Genomic DNA, 17,837 nt, shown 5'->3' on the forward strand with positions numbered 1-17,837 from the left:
CAAACATTGCCACGATGCAAAAACTGCCAATGATGGTAGTCTTGGTACTCATGACAAGAGCCAAGTTGTTGAGTCCCCGGATGAGGCGAAAGTTTCAAGTCCGGTTTTGAAGACGAGTCGGGTGGGCGACTGCCCGGCTTAGTTTAACCATTGTCCCAAAAGCCCTTGGTGGAAAGGACAGATACGACAACCTACAACTTCTTTACAAACATTGCCACGATGTAAAAACTGCCAATGATGGTAGTCTTGGTAATTGTGACAAGAGCCAAGTTGTTGAGGAGCCGGATGATGCGAAAGTATCACATCCGGTTTTGAAGACGAGTCAGGTGGGTGACTGTCTGGCTTAGTTTAACTTCTAGACTGAGTTTTTATCCAGCAACAGCAAACCTACGACGCAGTAAAGGGAACTTGTACGCTCATGACCACCACTGCACCCGTCAAAACCGAGTACGAAGCCATCATAGGTCTGGAGACCCATTGCCAGCTAAAAACACAAAGCAAAATCTTTTGTAGCAGTTCCACCGAATTTAACGCGCCTGCCAACACCAACATTTCCCCGGTATGCTTGGGATTGCCAGGAACGCTTCCCGTTCTCAACCAAAAAGCTTTGGAATATGCTGTCAAAGCCGGACTGGCGCTCAATTGCGAGATTGCTCCTTACAGCAAGTTCGACCGCAAGCAGTATTTTTATCCCGACTTGCCGAAAAACTACCAAATTACCCAGTACGACCTCCCCATTGCGAAAAATGGCTGGTTGGAAATCGAGCTGGTAGACGAAAACGAAAATCCCATTCGTAAAAAAATTGGCATTACCCGGCTGCATATGGAAGAAGATGCCGGAAAATTGGTGCATGCCGGTAGCGATCGCTTGGCGGGTTCTGCCTACTCCCTGGTAGACTACAATCGCAGCGGCGTTCCCCTCATCGAAATTGTTTCCGAACCCGACATGCGTTCCGGTTTGGAAGCGGCGGAATACGCGCAAGAGTTGCGTCGGATTTTGCGGTATTTGGGGGTTAGCGATGGCAACATGCAAGAAGGATCCCTACGCTGTGATGTGAACATTTCCGTACGTCCGGTGGGGAATCAGGAGTTCGGGACCAAAGTAGAAATTAAAAACATGAACTCCTTTAATGCTATCCAAAGGGCGATCGATTACGAAATCGACCGGCAAATCGAAGCTATGGAAAAAGGCGAGTCTCTGGTTCAGGAAACCCGTTTGTGGGAAGAGGGTAGCCAGAAAACCATTAGTATGCGCAGCAAAGAGGAATCCAGCGACTATCGCTATTTCCCGGAACCGGATTTGCCGCCTATCGAACTGACTTCCCAGCAAATCGAACAGTGGCAATCGGAACTGCCGGAGTTGCCAGCGCAAAAACGCCGCCGCTATGAGGAGGAATTGGGTCTGTCTCCCTACGACGTGCGCGCGATCGCGGAAGACCGGGATGTGGCAGAATATTTTGAGCAAACCCTAGAAGCCGGTGCCGACCCCAAACCAGCAGTTAACTGGATTATGGGGGATATCACTGCCTATCTGAAAAGCGAAAAAGTGCGCATTACGGAAATTCCCTTTCAACCTGCCGAACTCGCCGAACTCATCGCGTTGATTGGGGAAAATACCATTAGCAGCAAAATTGCCAAAGAAGTCTTGCCGGAACTACTCAGCCAAGGCGGTTCTCCCAAGGAATTGGTGGAAAGCAAGGGTCTGACCCAAATTTCCGATACCAGTTCTCTAGAAGGGATTATCGACGAAATTTTGGCGGCGCATCCCAAGGAAGTGGAGAAATACCGCAATGGCAAGACCAAGGTGAAAGGCTTCTTTGTGGGACAGGTGATGAAACAAACCAGCGGACGCGCCGACCCGCAACTGACCAACCAACTCATCGAACAAAAACTGTCTGGCTAGTTGGCACAATTTCAAATGAAATGCGATCGCAAACTAGGAATTTTTCCTAAAATAGTCGTTTGTGAACATCCCAATCGTTTACATTATCAATAAAATATTGGGCCGGTTATTGGGAGAAAAGTTTTTCTGCTACCAATGACCGGCAACGGTTGGGTTGCTAAGATAGTTAATTAAACTATACAAATCGAGGGGATAGCTAAGGAGGTTGGGAGTTTATGTTTTTGGACGAGCTGAACCCACTTACCGAGAAAATTTTACAAAGTCCCATTGCGTTTCTGGGTGGCTTTGTTTCTGGGGTGTTTCACCTCAACCTAAACGACGATCCTGTCAAACAGTGGCTGGAAAGCCAAAGCGGAGAATCAATTTCTGCACCCACGGCTAGCCGCCACGATGGCAACAGTAACGGCAACGGCGACGGTCAAGGACCGCAGTCGATTGAGATTGAGTAACGATCCCCGTTGTTTGGTTTCTCGGTCTGGGTAGATGAATGGGGGGTTGAAAGTTTTGTAGTCTAAGTTATATCCCAAACCTCTAGAAATAGGTTAGGATAGTAGCACCCAAAGGAAATTTGTCTGTGTGCCCCTCACAATCGGGAATTTGGCGATGCGATCGCCGGAATTTTCTGGCAGAGGGATGGTGAGGTCCCTGGATTCCTTTAATGGCCTGGATACCTCACCCAGACAATCCTTGGGCTCTCGTTCACCAGTTACCAAAGTTCGTTCAATGACCATTTTTGTCGGCAATTTATCCTACCGCGCCACCGAAGACGATCTCCGAGACGTTTTTCAAGACTACGGCGAAGTCAAACGCATTGTCATGCCTACGGACCGGGAAACCGGACGCATGCGTGGATTTGCTTTTGTGGACCTATCGGACGAAACCAACGAAGATACGGCCATTTCTTCCCTCGATGGCAAGGAACATATGGGTCGTTCCATGCGTGTCAACAAAGCGAAGCCGCGGGAAGACCGTCGCCAGGCGTCGAAAAAAAGTTTTATTTAATTAAAGAATTCGATTTCCTCAGGGATGTGTTTCCCAACCGATTCTGAGGAGAAAAACTCCTAAGGTAGGGATTTTGTAGGCTTTTGCTTGTGTGCCTGCAAGTCTCTACTTTTTTATCGTGCTACCGTGTCTAAAGAATAATCATATAAAATCCGTTTGAATAGAGTGAAGCGCTTAAATTTTTTGAGATTTCCCGATTTCCCTGGTAGGGGCACCACGTGTGAGCGCCCCTAGACCCCCCCTCAATCATTGATTGCAGACTTTAAAGAAATGGTATTAAATATCCACCCCATCGAAAATTGGGGAATTGGGAACTATTGGCTGGTTTCCCATCCCCGCTGGCGAATTTGTTCCACAAAAAACTCTTCCAAACTGGGACGCGCTTGGCGCATTTCTAAAAGTTTGGCACCCATCAAAGTAAGACTGGAGAGAAAATCTTGACTGTCTCCTTTTAAGGAACCGGACCAGCGATCGCCAGAAAACGTTAAATCTTGCAGCCACTGCTGGAGAACTGCCGGATCGCCCCCTTGGCCGCTTACATGGTAGGCATCAGCCGTTCCCAACAACTCATCAATGGCACCAGAACAGATCGCTTTTCCCCGGGCTAAAATGGTCACGCGATCGCAAATTTGCTCCACATCCGCAAGGACATGACTATTAAAAAAGATGGTTTTGCCTTGTTCTTTCAAAGAGAAAATAATTTCGCGGATTTGGTAGCGTCCTAACGGATCCAATCCCGACATGGGTTCGTCTAAAAAGACCACCTCCGGATCGTTGATCAAGGCTTGGGCCATACCAATGCGCTGTAGCATGCCCTTAGAATACTGGCGTAGCTGTTTGTTCCGTGCCGATTGTTGCGAAAGACCCACCAAATCCAAAAGTTGTGGAATGCGCTGGCGTTGGATGTATCGGGGAACTTGTAGCAGTCCACCAGCAAATTGTAGCACTTCCCAACCGGTGAGGTAAGAATAAAAATAAGGATTTTCCGGGAGATAGCCCACCCGCTGGCGAACCGAGCGCGTTCCCAAGGGATGCCCCAACAAAACGCCACGACCTCCAGTGGGTTTGACAATTCCCAACAAGGTTTTCAACAACGTAGTTTTGCCTGCCCCGTTGGGTCCCAGCAAACCAAAGGTTTCTCCGCGATAAATGGTGAGGGTACAGTCCTTGAGGGATTCGATTTTTCGGTTCATCCAGAAACCGGTGCGATAGGACTTTTTCAGGTTCCAGGTTTGCAAGATAATGTCCGGTTCTCCGGAAGTGGGGAGGGAATCGGAAAGGCCAGTTGTCGTATCAACTTCAGCAGACATAATTTTGACGACCTGTTTTTGTATCTAAAGGAACGCATGCAGTGGAAGTTAGTGGCGATCGCGAGAGCAGATGCCTTAAAATTAACTGTAGAAATTGGCCTCTAGAGAGGCTCTGCTGCCAAATTTAGCCAACTTTCGGGAAGTGCCCGGGATTTCGAGCGAGGTGGCAAAACCTCCTTTCCTAGGAAAAATTTACCCCATCCAAAACCAAATTTTTAGATCAAAAACGCTATGAAACGTGGAAAAATTGTCGCGATCGCCACAGGGGCTATCTCTATCATTTTAGCGCTCGCCTATTTACTCTTTGTACAGCTGTTGGATTTTCGCGGGGAAATGGTCCCCGCCCCCGTAAGCCAGCTGCCAGTTTGGCTGTGGAGAATTTGGGATCTATAGACAGAAATCGAACCAGCATTTGTGTAAAAATATGTGTCTAGAATGAGCCGTGGTGGCTCTCGAACATAGCGAAGAGGGGATTGGCGGTGACAGCACGTAGCGAAACCAACCAAAAACAACAAAACGGCTTCGCCAACACCAGGGCAGCCACAGGCAACTACTACCAAATCCTGGGAGTTGCCCCCACAGCCTCGCCTATGGAAATCCGACGCATGTACCGTCAGCTGAGCAAACAATACCATCCCGATACCACCGATTTACCCACAGCGACGGCCAAAGAAAAATTCCAACAACTCAACGAAGCCTACGCCACGTTAAGCAATCCCCAAAGGCGGCTGGCTTACGACCGCCAGTTATATGCCCAACGCCTCGCTAGCATTTATGCAGCTATGGCCGAAAAGGAACCGCCGGTTGAAAGGGGGGATTCTGCCTATATCGACCCCATCGACCGGCCCCTATCCGGCGGCGAACTATTTTCTCTGTTTTTGTTGGGGACCACGATTTTGGCCTGTTTGCTGCTTGCCATTGTGGTGGGATTGACCCAGCAGGAGACCACCACCGAATCTTTAGAATCTCTGGCTCTCGTTTTGGGGCCAGGTTTTTGCCTCTAGGGAAAAATAGCTAGAGACCTGTTTCCGATGGACCAACGTTGGCAAAATCTTATGAGTTTACCACCTGCCGATACACCCCTGTACAACCATCCCTTACCGGATATTGAAACCTGGCTGCGGGAGTTGGGATGCCAGCAAGACGAGAATCAACTGCATTGCTGGTATTTAGAACGTCCGGAATGGAAAGCCGAACTGGCCCTGGAGATCGATCAAATCGCCGTCCGCTATCTGAAAGCTGGCGACGGCGCGCGCGACGTTCGACGCACCTTTAAATATTCCCTGTCTCGTCAGGACATAGAAGAAGCCGTCTTTGCCGGTCCCTAGACCTTGCCAAAACGACGGTGGCGTTGTTGGTAGTTGTAAATGGCCCGATAAAACTCTTGGCGGTTGAAGTCGGGCCATAACGTATCCGTGACGTAAATTTCCGTATAGGCCAGCTGCCACAGCAAAAAATTGCTCAGGCGCATTTCACCACTGGTGCGGATAAACAAATCCGGGTCTTCCAGATTGGACGTATAAAGGTGGCGAGAAAATAGATTCTCGTCAATTTCTTCCGGTTGGATCTGTCCGTGCTGTACCTGCCGGGCAAGGGCACGGCAAGCCTGTAAAATTTCCTGACGTCCGCCGTAATTGGTAGCAACGTTGAATCGAATCCCCCGGTTGTCGCGGGTGGCGGCCATGGCTCGGTCGATTTCCTCCTGCAGCGATCGCGGCAGCGCCTGCAAATTGCCCACAAACTGGATGCGCACATCTTCTGCAACCATCTCATCCAATTCGCGCCGCAGCACCCGCTCGAACAAGGTCATTAAAAATTCCACCTCCGAGAGGGGACGCTTCCAGTTTTCCGTGGAAAAAGCATACACCGTCAAGGCTTGAATGCCCCAATCCCGACAGCAGCGCAACAGATCTTTTAACACATCGACGCCGTGCTGGTGCCCCACAATTCTGGGCAATCCCTGGTTGCGTGCCCAGCGTCCGTTCCCATCCATAATTACCGCCACATGTTGGGGCAGTTTTTCCCGGTCCAAATCGGCAGGTAGCTCGTGTAACACAGTTGGCTTAGCAGTCATTTTTTCTCCCGAGAAGCCGATGAACGTAGACGTAGCAAGCGAGACCCTAGTGCCTTACCGCGCGCGGTAAGTTGAAGTCCTAAGCTGCGTAAATTGCGTAAATTGGGTGCCACGGCTTCGCGGTTCGCAGATGGTGAGAATCGTTCCTTTAAGATATCCCTCAACTTACTGCTGGTCAGGGGGCGGTTTAGGCGACCTCGCTCGGCTACCGATATCGATCCAGTCTCTTCCGAGACTACCACACACAAGCAGTTATCGACCCGTTCGGTAATACCCATGGCCGCGCGATGGCGCGTTCCCAACCGCCGGCTGGTGGCCCGTTCGGAAATGGGCAAAATGACCCCCGCCGCAGCAATCCGGGCTTCCCGAATTAAGACCGCCCCATCGTGCAAAAGGGTTGTGGTTTGAAACAGGCTTTGCAACAATTCCTTAGAAATTTCGGCGTTGATTTTGACCCCTGGAACAGAAAAATCCCGCTCGTCGAGGGGGTCCCCCGTTTCGAGAATCAGCAAAGCCCCAGTACGATTTTGTGAGAGTTCTTTGATCGCTTCGACAATTTCGTCAATGACGCTATTGACTTTGGGAACTGGTGCGGAAGATTGAAAAAGTTGGAGAACCTTGCCCTGTCCCAGCTGTTCGAGAAACCGGCGAAATTCCGATTGCAACAGCACGGCCATGGCCACCGCCGCGCCAGTGACGAGTTTTTCCAAGACGAAACTCATCAAAACCAATTGCAACTGCGTGCATAATATCCAGAAAAACACCAGGATAATAAAGCCGCGCACCATCCATAAGGTTCGACGCTCGCCGATAATGGCCAGCATCAGATAGCTCAGGGCAAACACCAAAAAAAGATCGATGGGGTGTTGCAGCCACTGTTGCCAAAATTCCCAGATGGAGGACGGTTCGATAATGCTCGCCGCCAGCAGCAAATATTGGTTCGGTATTCCATAAGGCGTCCATAGCGTCCCAAAATATCCCATTGGTATGGCGTGAACCTGGTGCTGTGATTTAGCTACTCATCGCGACGTGGGCAGGTGGGTGGGAACCAGCGATCGCTGCCCGTTTAGCAAGCCAAACCGGTGAAATCGCGATCGCTAGTCCCCGAAGCACCAACCCAGGGGAGACTTCCTTATTGGGAAGGGGCAATCAACCGCTGGGGCAACCGATCCTGGCGCAGCAAATCTTGATAGGTTTCCCGCTGCAAAATCGTGTTGGCTTCGCCATTGTTGACCAGTACCGCTGCCGGTCGGGGAATGCGGTTGTAGTTGGAAGCCATGCTGTAATTGTAGGCACCCGTACCCATGACGACGAGGACATCTCCAGGTTCGCTGGCCGGCAGGCGAGCATCGGCGATGAGAATATCTCCGGATTCGCAGTGTTTGCCGGCAATGGTCACGGTTTCGTTCGCAGGTACTGACATGCGATTGGCGATCGCGGCGCGGTATTCGGAACCGTAGGTAATCGGACGGGCGTTGTCCGACATGCCTCCATCCACGGCGATGTACTTGCGAATGCCGGGGACTTCTTTGGAAGACCCCACGGTATAGGCGGTGACGCAAGTGGTGCCAATGAGCGATCGCCCGGGTTCGCACAAAAGTTTGGGCAGGTCGATGTTGGCTTCGCGACAAGCATTCTGAATGCCTTCGCAAACTACCTGCACCCACTGTTGGATTTTGGGAGGATGTTCCGCTTCCGTATGGCAAATGCCCAAACCACCACCAACGTTAATTTCGCTGACTGGCAATCCCGCCTGTTGGGCTTTTTGGTACCACTGTACCAGAATCTTGGTTAGGTCCTGGTGGGGTTGCAGTTCAAAGATTTGGGAACCAATATGGGCATGGAAACCAACGCACCGCAGCTGTGGCGCTTCTTGTAATGCCTGCAACACGCCATCGAGGCTATCCGGATCGAAGCCAAATTTACTATCGATGTGACCGGTGCGAATGTACTCGTGGGTGTGGCATTCAATGCCCGGGGTGAATCGCAACATGACGGGCACGTTTTCGCGATCGCGGGCTAGCTCTTGCAAGGTGCGCAACTCCCACCAGTTATCCACCACAATGGTGCAACCTACTTCAATGGCGTATTCCAGTTCCAGTTGGGATTTGTTGTTGCCGTGCAGGTAGATTTTTTCCGGGACCATGCCAGCTTGAACGGCGGTGTGCAGTTCGCCGGCACTGACCACATCCATACCCAACCCTTCGCTGGCTACGATCGTGGCGATCGCCAAACAGCTCCAGGCTTTGGAGGCATATAAAATCTGGAATGGACCCTCATAGTGTTGTTGGAAGGTTTGGTAGTACTGACGGCAAGCCGTTCGCAAGGACGTTTCGTCGAGAATAAATAAAGGCGAACCGAATTGTGCTACTAGGGTAGCTACATCGCAGCCGCCGATTTCCAAGGTATCGCGGTCGTTAACCTTCGCTGTCAAAGGCAGCAGGTTCTGGTTAACCGAAGGCGCGTTGGCATCGTTGGGATCGGCGGGCAAGTTGGCAAGGTACTGACGTGCGGTATTGTCTACACCAGCAGAAGGGCTTACTACCATTGATATTTCCAGCTTTCCTTTGTGAATGTCTTACAATCGGTTTGTCTATTTAACCAGTGTACAATTAGCAGCTGTGGCTTTTTTAGAAATCAAACCAGCTTCCCCCGAAGATCTACCCGCCATCGTCACCCTGGACCGACTGTGTTGGGGGAAGTTTTGGAGTCGCTCTGGCTACCAACAGGAATTGGAAAGTCCGGCAAGCGATTTTTTGGTTCTGACGCCAACTTCTCCCCAGGTTTCTTCGCCAGGGGTGGTGGGGATGGGCTGTTTGTGGTCCGTTGCCGAAGAAGCCCACGTGATTCTGCTAGCGGTGCATCCCCAATACCGCCGTATGGGAGGCGGCCAAGTTTTGCTGTACGGTTTGTTGCTCGCAGCACACCAACGGGGCTTGCAATGGGCTACCCTAGAAGTACGTTCCTCCAATCGGGCGGCGATCGCGCTGTACCAGAAATTTGGTTTTGAAATTTTGGGTAGGCGGCGGCGCTATTATGAAGATGGGGAAGATGCTTTGGTGCTTTGGCGTCCGGGGCTGCAAGCAGAAAACTTTAAGGAAGATTTAACAATTTGGCAAAAATTGGTAAGCGATCGCGCCTTAAGTTGCCAATTGGGACCAAACGATTCAAAATGAAAGGCAAAGGTGAAAAATTCGTGTAAATTGTTACCAAAACTTCAGGAAAATTCTTATCCAATCTACTTACCAACGCGGTCAGACGATCGTGTAAAAAACTGTAAAAAATTTTCGTAGCTGGAGAAATCGATCCCCATATTGGTGCCAATAATAACAGCGAATCCTTTTCTCTATGCTACGATCGAAACACGGGTACGCAGCAGGTGATGGAATTACGCCATGTTTGAACGCTTTACAGAAAAAGCAATTAAAGTAATTATGCTCGCCCAGGAAGAAGCACGTCGTCTGGGCCATAACTTTGTGGGAACGGAGCAAATTCTCCTGGGACTAATTGGAGAGGGAACCGGCGTCGCCGCCAAAGTCTTAAAATCGATGGGGGTGAACCTCAAAGACGCCCGCATTGAAGTGGAAAAAATCATTGGTCGCGGTTCCGGATTTGTCGCCGTAGAAATTCCGTTTACCCCAAGGGCAAAAAGAGTTTTAGAACTATCTTTAGAAGAAGCGCGCCAGTTAGGACACAACTATATTGGCACCGAACATCTTCTTTTGGGTCTGATTCGCGAAGGGGAAGGCGTTGCTGCCCGCGTCCTAGAAAACTTGGGCGTAGACTTGTCTAAAGTACGCACGCAAGTGATCCGCATGCTCGGTGAAACCGCGGAGGTTTCCAGCAGTGCCCCCCAAGGACGCACCAAAACCCCAACCCTCGACGAGTTTGGCTCCAACCTGACCCAAATGGCCGCCGAAGGCAAGCTCGATCCGGTGGTAGGACGCCAAAAAGAAATCGAACGGGTGATCCAAATTTTGGGAAGGCGCACCAAAAACAATCCCGTGTTGATTGGCGAACCTGGTGTCGGGAAAACCGCGATCGCGGAAGGACTCGCCCAGCGCATTGCCAACAAAGATGTGCCCGATATTCTCGAAGACAAACGGGTCGTCACCCTCGATATTGGCTTGTTGGTCGCCGGTACCAAGTATCGGGGCGAATTTGAAGAGCGGTTGAAGAAAATCATGGACGAAATCCGCTCCGCCGGCAACGTCATCTTGACCATCGACGAGGTACATACCCTCATTGGTGCTGGCGCTGCGGAAGGAGCCATCGATGCCGCCAACATTTTGAAACCAGCCCTCGCTCGCGGCGAACTGCAGTGCATCGGTGCCACCACCCTCGACGAATACCGCAAGCACATCGAACGGGATGCTGCCTTGGAACGTCGCTTCCAGCCAGTCATGGTCGGCGAACCGACCGTGGAAGAAACCATTGAAATTCTCTACGGTCTGCGGGAACGCTACGAACAACACCACAAGCTCAGCATCACCGATGCAGCACTAGAAGCAGCAGCTACGCTCTCCGACCGCTACATCAGCGATCGCTACCTGCCCGACAAAGCCATCGACCTCATCGACGAAGCCAGTTCCCGGGTACGCCTGCTCGAATCCCAACTGCCTCCCGCTGCCAAAGAACTTGACCAAGAACTGCGGCAAGTGATGCGGGATAAAGACGACGCCGTGCGATCGCAAGATTTCGACCGTGCTGGCGAACTGCGCGATCGGGAAATGGAAATCAAATCCCAAATCCGCTCCATCGCCCAAAGTCGCAAAGCCGAAGGCAACGAAGACCGGGAAGCCCCCAAAGTAGACACTGAAGAAATTGCCCACATCGTCGCCAGCTGGACCGGCGTTCCCGTGAACAAGCTCACGGAAACCGAATCCGAAAAACTGCTCAACATGGAAGACACCCTACACGAGCGGTTGATCGGACAGGAAGAAGCCGTCAAAGCCGTTTCCCGGGCCTTACGTCGCGCCCGCGTCGGCTTGAAGAACCCCAACCGACCCATTGCTAGCTTTGTCTTCTCCGGTCCCACCGGCGTCGGCAAAACCGAGCTCACCAAAGCCCTGGCTTCCTACTTCTTCGGTTCCGAAGATGCCATGATTCGGCTGGACATGTCCGAATTCATGGAACGCCATACCGTCTCCAAGCTCATTGGGTCGCCACCGGGATACGTCGGCTACAACGAAGGCGGTCAGCTCACCGAATCGGTCCGCCGCCGTCCTTACACCGTGGTCTTGTTCGACGAAATCGAAAAGGCCCACCCCGACGTCTTCAACATGCTGCTGCAAATTTTAGAAGACGGTCGCCTCACCGATGCCAAAGGTCGCACGGTTTCCTTCAAAAACACCTTGCTAATCATGACCTCCAACATTGGTTCCAAGGTCATCGAAAAAGGTGGCGGCGGTTTGGGCTTCGAGTTCGAGGAAAACGCAGCCGATGCCCAGTACAACCGCATCCGGTCTCTGGTCAACGAAGAAATGAAACAGTACTTCCGACCTGAGTTCCTCAACCGTCTCGACGAAATTATCGTCTTCCGCCAGCTCAACAAAGAGGAAGTCAAAGAGATTTCCGAAATCATGCTGCGGGAAGTCTTCAGCCGCCTCACCGAGCAAGGCATCGAACTGCAAGTCACCGACTCTTTCAAAGAACGTCTGGTGGACGAAGGTTACAGCGAAACCTATGGAGCACGACCCCTACGCCGTGCCATCATGCGTCTGCTAGAAGATGCCTTGGCAGAAGAAATCCTCTCCGGTCGCATCAAAGAAGGCGATACGGCCGTTGTGGATATTAACTCCGAAGACGGTCAGGTGAAAATTACGCCTGCCGACAATCCCGAAGACCAACAGGAACTGCTTCCCCAAGGAGCTGATTCCTAACCAAATTTCGCCAAACTAGCGAATAGATAGCAAAAGGGCAGTCCCAGAGACTGCCCTTTCATTTTTTGTACCGAAAAGATAGCGTTATATGAAATCCGATTATATAGATCGCAAGCTATAGGGGCAGTGTCCCCGTGCCTGCTCTTGCCAAAAAATGTAGTTTTACTGGTCAGGTTTGGTATGAAATGGAGCGTTTAAAATTCTACTTCAATCGGGGGAAAAACTTGCCTGGGGAACTACCCAAACAGGCTCGATCGCTTTTGGGAAATATGTAGCCTGAAATACAGAAAAAATCCCCCTAAAAATCAGAAAGGGTACCGACGACTGGCCGCGTTTCGTCTCGGTACCCTATCTGGTTCGCTCCTCACACTCACTTATAGAATATACAGGAAAAAAACGGGATTTGTCCATCCCCCTCGGAAATTTTTTGGATTTTCTACCAGCGAAACCGCGATCGCAAGAGAAAACTAGAGTTCCAGAGGCGTTTCTGAGTGCAAATACGCCCCCAAAAAAAGATGTAGCAACCGATGAATTGCAATAACTAATCCAATTCTAGCTTGCGCTAAATATAAATTATCTGTGCGCGTTTCGTCAAAAATGCGACATTGGCTGTGGAACCGGCAAAATGCCTCGCTCAAATTGCCGACCAGCTTATGCCACGGCGGGGGATGTCGCTCCGTACAGTTCGCAGCATCGGTGGTGGCGACAAGGTAAAAGAGAGCTTGTTTTTCAGCTGGCAGGGTTAGTTGTAGCATTTGATGGGGATTCAGCCAGGGAAAGGGGTGGGGAGATCGTACTTGCCATAGAAAAGGATTGACACTGGGATGGGGATTTTTTAGGGTAATAATCGCTTCCCGATGGGCAAGACGGATGAGAGAGCAACAACGAGCATGGCTGTATTGGAGAAAAAAGATATCTGCGGCGGATGGTTGGTTTTTCCTCGGGGATGGCATTGGTGTTTTACCGCTTGACAGAAAACCATCCTGAGTTAGTTGCTGCAGCCACTCTGCTATGGCTTCATCGCCAACGACAATACTCAATAATCCCGATGAAACCACCTCCACCTGCAACCAGTTGCTACAATGGGAAGCAGCTATCCGTGCCGCCAATTTTTGGGCGATTTCTGGCGGTGGAAGGGGGGACAATTTCCCTAGGGAAAACGCGATCGCACTTAGGTAGATGGTCTGATGGAACTGTTTGACCTGCTGTAGGGGAATTTCCGCTGGTGAAATCGATAGATTTTGCTTTCGACTCTGCCATTGGGAAATCGCTTCACTGGCTTTTTGGTGTAGGTAGTTTTGCAACCAAGATTTCAGGGAAAACAAAGCAATTAACCCGTGAGGAAATTGTTATCTTCCCAAAAATAGCACTTTTTAGGCAGTCTTGAATTCATGTATTTTTCAGACAAACAAGATACATTCAGCGAAACCGAACCAACAGAACAAACTGAAAAAGAAGAGAAAGAAGAAAAAGAAGAAAACTATTTTGATTTTTTCTACGACCAACCGGGTAGCATCCCAGGAACCCTGAGCATCGAAGCCGATGCCGCCCCACCGAAAATGCTTTTGCTGGAATACGATGCCCAACGCCTCAATCGCCGACGCATTGAAACTCCAGAAGAATGCCAGTCCTATTTAGAATCCGATGCGGTTACTTGGTTGGATGTGGCTGGCTTGGGCAGTGAAGCCATTTTAAAACGTTTGGGAGAAGTTTTTCAGTTGCATCCTTTGGTGTTGGAAGATATTGTCAATGTTCCCCAACGACCCAAAGTAGAAGTTTACGAAGATCGGATTTTAATTATTGCCTGGATGGTGATGCTCAATCCCGAAGAACGGGGATTTTTTACCGAACAAGTTAGTTTTGTGGTAGACAGCAACTATTTGCTTACCGTTCAGGAAGAACCTGAATACGATTGTTTTGCACCAGTACGCGATCGCATTCGCAGTAACAAAGCCAACTTGCGGAAACAGGGAACCGATTTTTTAACCTACGCTTTGCTAGATGCGGTGATTGACGGCTTCTTTCCTGTTTTAGAAGAATACGGAGAATATATCGAAGAATTGGAAGAAGAAGTGGTCAATCAACCCAGCCAGCAAACTTTAGAGAAAATTTATCAAATTCGCCGGGAATTAATTGCCTTGCGTCGCGCTATTTGGCCCCAACGCCATGCCATTAACAAGTTAATTCAATCCAGCCAGCAAGACAATCGCGATTTGCTGTCTAAAGAAGTGCAAATTTACTTGCGCGATTGCTACGACCATGCTATACAGGTGCTAGATTTGGTGGAAGCGTATCGGGAATTAACTTCGGGTTTGATGGATGTCTATTTATCCGCCATTAGCAACAAAACCAACGAAATTATGAAAATTTTGGCGGTGGTTTCCACGATTTTTATTCCGCTAACCTTTGTAGCGGGGATTTATGGCATGAATTTCAACCCCGACGCTTCTCCTTGGAATATGCCGGAGTTAAACTGGTATTGGGGGTATCCCACCGTGTTGGGAGTGATGGCTGCGATCGCTGGGGGGATGATATACTTCTTCTACCGTCTGGGATGGTTTGGCGAGATCGACTCAACTCGTCAAAAAGAAAAGTTGAGAAAATAAGAACAAATCCATTCTAGAATTTTAGATTAGCAACCATTGTTCCCTTTCTTTTCCCAAATAAAAAAGTAGTGATAGGGGTGGAGTTTATCTTGATATTCTTCCCGAATTTTTAAGCCGGACTTTTCTAAAGAACTGACCAGCCGTTGTTTGGGATATTCTTCTATCCAGTTCTCTGATAAATTTGCAATAAGTAATCGGGGTGTGATTGTAGGGACACTTCACGAAGTACTCTTACCACGGCAATTAGAAAACCCCGGAAAATTATGGTTTTTCAGAAATGGTATAAGGCTGATAGAAAATTGTGGGGTGTTAAGCATTTACTGCACGGATTAACAAATGAAATTCTGCTGTAGACTTATGGGGAAGAACCCCCTGTGCCTTAGCAAAAAGAACCTGTAGTTACCCGCAAGTTCGGGGGAGGGCGGCAGCCAGGAGTTTTAGAGGGATTTAATCTATTCAATAAGAATTTTCTCGGAAAGCCTCTGCCAAAAACTCCTGATGCAACAAACAGCGATCGCGGTAAGCTTCAATTTGAGCGGCAGTCAAAGCTTCCCCATTGGCGTAGTGTTCCAACCAAGCCTGAGTCATTTCCTGGGCATCTTCTGGTAAGGCTTGCAATTCCCACCCCGGCACTTCAAAGTCTTGCATGAATTGGGTGACCTTGGGGTCGTAGCTAATGGCAAAACAACGACAAGCGGCGGCAGATGCCATTAAAAGTGCGTGAAAACGCATACCAATCACCATTTCCACCCCGTTGTAAATCCCCTTGAGTTCTCTCGGGTCTTCCCAATCTACAATATGACTGCTATCGGGAAGTTGCGGTTGGATGCGTTCTGCGATCGCACGATCTTGGGACTGTTGGAACGGTATTAATAAAATACAAGTATCCGTCGCCTTCTGAAAAGCAATCAAAGCCTTAACAATTGTATCCAGACGCGGCGGAGTTAACGCTCGATGCGATCGCAGAGTCACTGCCACCCGCGGTGCCGGCAAATCCGCCAAATGCTTGGCTGGTTTCTCCTGCAAAGCCCAAACCGGGTCTGGTGCCAAAGTACAATTAACTTGCCATTGCCGCAGCAGTTCTGCCGAAGCCACATCGCGAACGCTCACCGCCGTACACCGAGAAAAGGCGCGCCGGGTCAAATTTCGTACGAAGCGACGCTGTAGGGGTCCAATCCCTTGCCCCCAAGCAATGGTTTTTAATCCCATCCCCTGCGCCAAACCAACAATACCAGCGTAATACAAAGGACTGCGCCAGCTGGTGGCATCTTGGAACAAACTGCCGCCACCCAAAATCAACGCATCTGCCTGACGCAAAGCTCGCCAAACCAACCACGCCGACATGCGATCGCAAGTTTGCACCCGGTAGCGTCTGCGCGTGCGAACGGGCTCGGCCGATAGAACCAACGGTACCACATGCTGGGGGAGCATTTGCAGCAAAGACGCCAACAAAGCCTCATCCCCAGCATTTCCCTTTCCGTAATAACCGCAAATCACTGCTTTGACCATAGCCTTCCCGTTCGGATTTTCTCAAGTGCCTGTTATAGAAAATCACCATACCATCAACCAGAAATTTCACCAGCGCACCAACAACGATAATATAGAAACAATAGATACAATATTATTTCCATAGTTTTTCCATGAACGCACTTTCCATTCCCACTTGGATTATTCACGTCTCCAGCGTCATTGAATGGATGGCCGCCATTTGGATGGTGTGGCTGTATGCCGATATTAGCGGCGAGAAAACCTGGCGATGGCTGTCAGCAGCCATGTTTCCTGCCTTGGTGAGTGCCATGTGTGCCTGTACTTGGCACTTTTTCGACAATTCTCCCTCCCTTGCTTGGTTGGTAAACCTGCAAGCCACTATGACTGTAGTGGGTAATACCACCCTGTGCATCGCTGCTTGGTTGATTTGGCGAACCAGCAACCAACGTTCTCGGCAACGTTCCCAAAGTCGTAACTAGCAAGGTTTATGTTTTCTAAAGATAATCTATTTGCAATTTCCTTGTTTCCCTACCTAGGATTTTTGTGGTTTTTGACCCGTTCCGGCCAAACACCTAGATTGGCATTGGTGGGATTTTATATGACCTTGGTGTTTGTCGCCGTCACCATTCCCGCCGGCATCTACGCCAAAATGCAATACGGAAAAGCCTTGGCTAATGTAGACTGGTTACATGGTAGCGCCGAGGTGTTTTTAACCCTGGCGAACATCTTAATTGTTTTGGGATTTCGCCAAGCGGTTTTGGAGGCTCGGCGTAGTAAATAAAGTATGAAGAGATTTTAACGTGGTGGCTTTCGATCCCCGAGCGATTTATGGTTAACTCCCCTTCTCCCGGTCAAGACAGTCAAAATGCTTCTCCGTCAGTTCCCCTTTCCGTTTATCGAGAACTGGCGGCGGAACTGCAGAATACCAGAGCCATGGTGGAGTCTCTGAGGTCAGAAAACCAGCAACTGAGCGATCGCAATCAAGAATTGGTCGCTCACAATCAGAAGTTACAAGCCGAAATCCAAAAAACCGTACGTTCGGTTATGCAGCTACAGGAAACCAGCAACGCCCTGCAATCTTCTCCTGCCGGTGCCAGCAATAGCCAACACCACAATAGGGGTGGAGAATTTTTCCTGAACGTCGATCGGGATTTTGACTTAGCGGCTGGTTCTGGTTCTGAAGATTGGGAACACTCAAACCAGTCTAATCCTTGGGGAAAAGCCTCTGTAACTCCAGCCAAACAACATACCAGTCAGCAACCCGAAAAACCTTATGCCCCTACGGCAGATAGCCAAAATGATGTAGAAACAGGAGGTTGGCGTTTGATGGTAGCGATCGCGTTAATTGCTGCGGTCGCCTTTGGTGCTGGCTATCTTCTGGTTCGTCCTGCATTTAACAGCAACAACAACCATTGACAATCTCACGAATAGAATTCGTGAGATTCTCGCTTCATTGGGTGTGCCTAGATGGATTAGCTATGCTAGTCTATCCCCGGCGACATTGCCCTCGACGAGCATTTTTCCGCCCTGCCCGGACGTACTTGCGACACCTCGATTCAAGACCACTTGTGC

Annotated in this window: 18 protein-coding genes; 12 read left to right on the forward strand and 6 right to left on the reverse strand. The window is 49.9% G+C overall.

Going from position 1 to position 17,837, the window contains the following annotated elements; translation table 11 throughout:
- The first annotated feature begins 149 nt into the window (after positions 1-149).
- From AS151_RS20455 to AS151_RS00780, 4 genes are all read left to right on the forward strand, one after another.
- On the forward strand, positions 150-347 hold the full coding sequence (locus tag AS151_RS20455) for an HNH endonuclease (protein WP_084639321.1): 198 nt from the start codon (positions 150-152) through the stop codon (positions 345-347).
- 71 nt (positions 348-418) lie between these two features.
- Positions 419-1,903, forward strand: coding sequence for an Asp-tRNA(Asn)/Glu-tRNA(Gln) amidotransferase subunit GatB (gene gatB / locus AS151_RS00770; protein ID WP_071515167.1), 1,485 nt, complete (start codon positions 419-421; stop codon positions 1,901-1,903).
- 215 nt (positions 1,904-2,118) lie between these two features.
- Positions 2,119-2,352: a hypothetical protein gene (locus AS151_RS00775; RefSeq protein WP_071515168.1), complete on the forward strand. Its 234-nt coding sequence runs from the start codon at positions 2,119-2,121 to the stop codon at positions 2,350-2,352.
- Between the two features lie 274 nt (positions 2,353-2,626).
- Positions 2,627-2,905 (forward strand): RNA-binding protein, encoded by a 279-nt coding sequence (locus AS151_RS00780; RefSeq protein ID WP_071515169.1) that lies wholly within the window; start codon positions 2,627-2,629, stop codon positions 2,903-2,905.
- A 314-nt stretch (positions 2,906-3,219) separates the two neighbouring features.
- On the opposite strand, the gene AS151_RS00785 is transcribed toward AS151_RS00780, so the two are convergent.
- Positions 3,220-4,215 carry an ABC transporter ATP-binding protein gene (locus AS151_RS00785; RefSeq protein WP_071515170.1) on the reverse strand — a complete coding sequence of 332 codons (996 nt, stop codon included), beginning with the start codon at positions 4,213-4,215 and terminating at the stop codon, positions 3,220-3,222.
- A 479-nt stretch (positions 4,216-4,694) separates the two neighbouring features.
- On the opposite strand from AS151_RS00785, the gene AS151_RS00795 reads away from it, so the two are divergent.
- On the forward strand, positions 4,695-5,219 hold the full coding sequence (locus tag AS151_RS00795; RefSeq protein WP_071515182.1) for a J domain-containing protein: 525 nt from the start codon (positions 4,695-4,697) through the stop codon (positions 5,217-5,219).
- A 51-nt stretch (positions 5,220-5,270) separates the two neighbouring features.
- Positions 5,271-5,543 (forward strand): DUF3143 domain-containing protein, encoded by a 273-nt coding sequence (locus tag AS151_RS00800; protein ID WP_071515183.1) that lies wholly within the window; start codon positions 5,271-5,273, stop codon positions 5,541-5,543.
- Here AS151_RS00800 and AS151_RS00805 read toward each other — a convergent pair.
- The 3 genes from AS151_RS00805 to lysA form a co-directional block, all read right to left on the reverse strand.
- On the reverse strand, positions 5,540-6,289 hold the full coding sequence (locus AS151_RS00805; RefSeq protein ID WP_071515172.1) for an isoprenyl transferase: 750 nt from the start codon (positions 6,287-6,289) through the stop codon (positions 5,540-5,542). The two genes, AS151_RS00800 and AS151_RS00805, sit on opposite strands and share 4 nt — an antisense overlap.
- The gene (gene cdaA, locus AS151_RS00810; RefSeq protein WP_084639320.1) at positions 6,286-7,272 is read right to left on the reverse strand and encodes a diadenylate cyclase CdaA; all 987 of its coding nucleotides are present in this window, start codon (positions 7,270-7,272) and stop codon (positions 6,286-6,288) included. Before cdaA ends, AS151_RS00805 begins: the two co-directional genes overlap by 4 nt.
- Before the next feature lie 149 nt (positions 7,273-7,421).
- Positions 7,422-8,837, reverse strand: a complete 1,416-nt coding sequence (gene lysA, locus AS151_RS00815; RefSeq protein ID WP_071515173.1) for a diaminopimelate decarboxylase — start codon at positions 8,835-8,837, stop codon at positions 7,422-7,424.
- Positions 8,838-8,862: 25 nt separating this feature from the next.
- On the opposite strand from lysA, the gene rimI reads away from it, so the two are divergent.
- Positions 8,863-9,465, forward strand: a complete 603-nt coding sequence (gene rimI, locus AS151_RS00820; protein WP_071515174.1) for a ribosomal protein S18-alanine N-acetyltransferase — start codon at positions 8,863-8,865, stop codon at positions 9,463-9,465.
- A 219-nt stretch (positions 9,466-9,684) separates the two neighbouring features.
- Complete coding sequence (locus AS151_RS00825; protein WP_071515175.1) at positions 9,685-12,171, forward strand: ATP-dependent Clp protease ATP-binding subunit; 2,487 nt, start codon at positions 9,685-9,687, stop codon at positions 12,169-12,171.
- 467 nt (positions 12,172-12,638) lie between these two features.
- On the opposite strand, the gene AS151_RS00830 is transcribed toward AS151_RS00825, so the two are convergent.
- Positions 12,639-13,496 carry a DALR anticodon-binding domain-containing protein gene (locus AS151_RS00830; protein WP_071515176.1) on the reverse strand — a complete coding sequence of 286 codons (858 nt, stop codon included), beginning with the start codon at positions 13,494-13,496 and terminating at the stop codon, positions 12,639-12,641.
- A 66-nt stretch (positions 13,497-13,562) separates the two neighbouring features.
- On the opposite strand from AS151_RS00830, the gene corA reads away from it, so the two are divergent.
- Positions 13,563-14,777 (forward strand): magnesium/cobalt transporter CorA, encoded by a 1,215-nt coding sequence (corA, locus tag AS151_RS00835; RefSeq protein WP_071515177.1) that lies wholly within the window; start codon positions 13,563-13,565, stop codon positions 14,775-14,777.
- A gap of 456 nt (positions 14,778-15,233) precedes the next feature.
- Here the strand turns inward: corA and csaB are convergent, their stop codons facing one another.
- Positions 15,234-16,286 (reverse strand): polysaccharide pyruvyl transferase CsaB, encoded by a 1,053-nt coding sequence (gene csaB, locus AS151_RS00840; RefSeq protein ID WP_071515178.1) that lies wholly within the window; start codon positions 16,284-16,286, stop codon positions 15,234-15,236.
- A gap of 131 nt (positions 16,287-16,417) precedes the next feature.
- Here csaB and AS151_RS00845 point away from each other — a divergent pair, with 131 nt between their 5' ends.
- Genes AS151_RS00845 through AS151_RS00855 form a run of 3 tightly spaced genes read left to right on the forward strand, consistent with a single transcriptional unit; the run spans position 16,418 to position 17,681 of the window.
- The gene (locus tag AS151_RS00845; RefSeq protein ID WP_071515179.1) at positions 16,418-16,744 is read left to right on the forward strand and encodes a DUF2499 domain-containing protein; all 327 of its coding nucleotides are present in this window, start codon (positions 16,418-16,420) and stop codon (positions 16,742-16,744) included.
- A gap of 8 nt (positions 16,745-16,752) precedes the next feature.
- Positions 16,753-17,046 carry a DUF3593 domain-containing protein gene (locus tag AS151_RS00850; protein WP_071515180.1) on the forward strand — a complete coding sequence of 98 codons (294 nt, stop codon included), beginning with the start codon at positions 16,753-16,755 and terminating at the stop codon, positions 17,044-17,046.
- Positions 17,047-17,093: 47 nt separating this feature from the next.
- Entirely contained in the window at positions 17,094-17,681 is a 588-nt protein-coding gene (locus tag AS151_RS00855; RefSeq protein ID WP_071515181.1) for a hypothetical protein, read from the forward strand.
- Positions 17,682-17,837: the final 156 nt, after the last annotated feature.

Origin of the sequence: Geitlerinema sp. PCC 9228 (assembly GCF_001870905.1) — a bacterium.
In the GTDB taxonomy this organism is placed as follows: Bacteria; Cyanobacteriota; Cyanobacteriia; order Cyanobacteriales; family PCC-9228; genus PCC-9228.

What these genes read in the sequence shown, in the direction of transcription:
- gatB (WP_071515167.1), top strand. Translation starts at nt 419, where the DNA reads ATGACCACCACTGCACCCGTCAAAACCGAGTACGAAGCCATCATAGGT.
- AS151_RS00855 (WP_071515181.1), top strand. Translation starts at nt 17,094, where the DNA reads ATGGTTAACTCCCCTTCTCCCGGTCAAGACAGTCAAAATGCTTCTCCG.
- lysA (WP_071515173.1), bottom strand. Translation starts at nt 8,837, where the DNA reads ATGGTAGTAAGCCCTTCTGCTGGTGTAGACAATACCGCACGTCAGTAC.
- csaB (WP_071515178.1), bottom strand. Translation starts at nt 16,286, where the DNA reads ATGGTCAAAGCAGTGATTTGCGGTTATTACGGAAAGGGAAATGCTGGG.
- AS151_RS00780 (WP_071515169.1), top strand. Translation starts at nt 2,627, where the DNA reads ATGACCATTTTTGTCGGCAATTTATCCTACCGCGCCACCGAAGACGAT.
- AS151_RS00785 (WP_071515170.1), bottom strand. Translation starts at nt 4,215, where the DNA reads ATGTCTGCTGAAGTTGATACGACAACTGGCCTTTCCGATTCCCTCCCC.
- AS151_RS00775 (WP_071515168.1), top strand. Translation starts at nt 2,119, where the DNA reads ATGTTTTTGGACGAGCTGAACCCACTTACCGAGAAAATTTTACAAAGT.
- AS151_RS00850 (WP_071515180.1), top strand. Translation starts at nt 16,753, where the DNA reads ATGTTTTCTAAAGATAATCTATTTGCAATTTCCTTGTTTCCCTACCTA.
- cdaA (WP_084639320.1), bottom strand. Translation starts at nt 7,272, where the DNA reads ATGGGATATTTTGGGACGCTATGGACGCCTTATGGAATACCGAACCAA.
- AS151_RS00825 (WP_071515175.1), top strand. Translation starts at nt 9,685, where the DNA reads ATGTTTGAACGCTTTACAGAAAAAGCAATTAAAGTAATTATGCTCGCC.
- AS151_RS00845 (WP_071515179.1), top strand. Translation starts at nt 16,418, where the DNA reads ATGAACGCACTTTCCATTCCCACTTGGATTATTCACGTCTCCAGCGTC.
- AS151_RS00800 (WP_071515183.1), top strand. Translation starts at nt 5,271, where the DNA reads ATGAGTTTACCACCTGCCGATACACCCCTGTACAACCATCCCTTACCG.
- AS151_RS00805 (WP_071515172.1), bottom strand. Translation starts at nt 6,289, where the DNA reads ATGACTGCTAAGCCAACTGTGTTACACGAGCTACCTGCCGATTTGGAC.
- corA (WP_071515177.1), top strand. Translation starts at nt 13,563, where the DNA reads ATGTATTTTTCAGACAAACAAGATACATTCAGCGAAACCGAACCAACA.
- rimI (WP_071515174.1), top strand. Translation starts at nt 8,863, where the DNA reads ATGTCTTACAATCGGTTTGTCTATTTAACCAGTGTACAATTAGCAGCT.